This window comes from Moorena sp. SIO3H5 (genome assembly GCF_010692395.1).
Lineage (GTDB): Bacteria > Cyanobacteriota > Cyanobacteriia > Cyanobacteriales > Coleofasciculaceae > Moorena.
Genome location: NZ_JAAHHS010000669.1, coordinates 1 through 2,436 on the forward strand (window position 1 = coordinate 1; position 2,436 = coordinate 2,436).

Consider the following 2,436-nt stretch of genomic DNA (forward strand, 5'->3'; position numbering starts at 1 on the left):
CCCAGAAAACTCTGGTCGCGAACCTAAGAAAGTCAAGCTGACCTTGATCGGTTCTCCTGAAAAAGTTTGGAAGACAATTCTTGCCCTTTATGGCCTTAAATACGCCTATCCCAACGAGTGGAGCACTCCGGAACCTACGGGGAAACCTGATGAGATTATGACTTTTTTGATTCGCTATTTTTACGTAGACTAGGATAGTAATTTGCCAGCGATGCAGCGCGGTCTTGGGGGTTTCCCCCATGAGCGACTGCATCAAGACAGGGTTTTGACCCCCTGGCGACTATGAGTGAAACTTGTTTTGTGGAGGTTAGTTTACTGAGTTGGAATGTTGTTGTTTTGAATTGTTGCTGACGGCTGACGGCTGATAGCTGTTCGCGTAGCGTGGCCAAAGGCCTTCAGCTGATGGCTGATACGCTAAGATTTAATTGTAGTGGTTTATATATTAGAATTCGGTCAAGCATTGGTTAACCAAACCTTGACCGATTTTTTTGTAAGCAGTCAGCCGAAGGCTGATAGCTGTTCGCGTAGCGTGGCCAAAGGCCTTCGGCTGATAGCTGAAAGCTTACAAAAAAACTTCAGGTTACTTCATGGCACTTCATGTGGATGAAGCTCTAAGAAGATGTTTGTGATTATTTTTTCACTGATAAACAAACTTTGTGAAACTATTGTCTCAATCTCGCTCAACTAATCAATAATACTCTAAACTAATCATAGGACTACCTACGGCACAACCAGCGATCGCCTATGATTAGTAAAGAAGCCTTCGAGGAAAAATTTAAGACCATGCCCTGGAAAAGGCGACAAGTGTTGGAGGCGGTGGTTGGTGGCAAGACAGATCAAGAAATCAGAGAAAAGGTGCTGAAAGTTTATGATATATCTACGGTAAGAAAGCATATTTCTAATCTATATAAAGATTTTTATATTGAAGCTAATGGTTATAATTGTCGTTGTGAGTTAGTTGAAATTGTTAATACCTATAAGCCAGAGTTAGTGGCTGAGGAAGTATTAGACGAGTGCGGGTTATTCCCTAGACCTAGAGCAACTCAAGAGATATATATTGAGCGCCCACCTGTTGAAGCTCGTTGTGATCAGGAAATTATAAAACCGGGAGCGTTAATTCGGATTAAAGCACCGAAACGGATGGGCAAAACGTTACTGATTCAGCAGATTATCAGTCATAGTGAAAAACAGGGTTATGCTCAGGTTTATTTAAATATGAATGAGCTACCTTTGACTAAATTAGAGGATTTTTTACAGTCGTTTTGTGTACGATTGTCTGACAACTTAGGATTGCCAGATAACTTAGACAGTTATTGGAAAAAGCGTTTACCCAGCAAGGTAAATTGCAAACGATACTTAGAGCAGTATTTATTAAAGTCTTTAGATACTCCGGTAGTTTTGTGTTTGGATGAAGTAGAGCAAGTCTTTTCTCATCAAGAGGTAGCTGAAGGGTTTCTGACGTTGCTGCGAAGTTGGCATGAAGATGCTAAGAGTAAAGAGGTTTGTAAAAAATTACGGTTGATTGTGGTTTATGCTACAGACGTTTACGTTACTTTACCTACTGAACAGTCGCCGTTTAATGTGGGATTACTGATAGAATTACTAGAGTTTACTGAGCAGCAGGTTACGAGCTTTGCTGAGGCTTATGGCTTGAAGTTGTCTGGGTATTCAGTAACGCAACTGATGGCAATGGTGGGGGGACATCCTGATTTATTGTCCCAAGCTTTTGATTATCTCAAGAATCACAAAGCAGCAGAGAAGACACTGGATAATATTTTGGCTAATGCCCCTACAGAAGCCGGAATTTATGGCAGTCATCTCCGTCAACTGTTAACTAGTATTCAAGAACATCCGGAATTGCTGGACGCTGTTAAATTATTAGTTAGTACAACTAAACCGGTGCGCCTTGATGCTACTATCACTCGCAAGTTGGAAAGTATGGGTCTAGTGCAACGCTATGGCAATGATTGTAGTTTGATATCTAATTTGTATCGTCTGTATTTTAGCGATCGCATTTTGGGGAAAAGGGAGTAGGGAGTAGGGAGTAGGGAGTAGGGAGTAGGGAGTAGGGAGTAGGGAGTAGGGAGTAGGGAAGTTAGAAGTTAGAAGTTAGAAGTTAGAAGTTAGAAGTTATAATTGGGAATCGGGGAATATCATTATTATCAATAGAGCAAGAAGTACGATAACAATTAGCAAAACTATCTTTAACTATACCTAATTATTGAAAACTACTTGTTCTCTATCCTATCTCGCCAGACTTCCCAGACTTACTACACTTGGTACACTCTTCTCACTGCTCCCTGCTCCCTGCTCCCTGCTCCCTAAAACCAAAAAATTTGTACCTCACCAAATGGCAAACCGCTGTAATGATCAATCAACACTCAACAATCTACAAAGTTGGAGGTAGTTTACCTCACGATGAACCGACTTATGTGA

At 41.1% G+C, this 2,436-nt stretch carries 2 protein-coding genes; both read left to right on the forward strand.

Annotation, left to right across the window (positions count from 1 at the left end; all coding sequences use genetic code 11):
* The coding region (locus tag F6K52_RS35305) for a hypothetical protein (protein ID WP_293089708.1) at positions 1-193 on the forward strand (193 nt) is incomplete at its 5' end.
* A gap of 551 nt (positions 194-744) precedes the next feature.
* Positions 745-2,034: an AAA-like domain-containing protein gene (locus F6K52_RS35310; RefSeq protein ID WP_293089710.1), complete on the forward strand. Its 1,290-nt coding sequence runs from the start codon at positions 745-747 to the stop codon at positions 2,032-2,034.
* Positions 2,035-2,436: the final 402 nt, after the last annotated feature.

What these genes read in the sequence shown, in the direction of transcription:
- F6K52_RS35310 (WP_293089710.1), top strand. Translation starts at nt 745, where the DNA reads ATGATTAGTAAAGAAGCCTTCGAGGAAAAATTTAAGACCATGCCCTGG.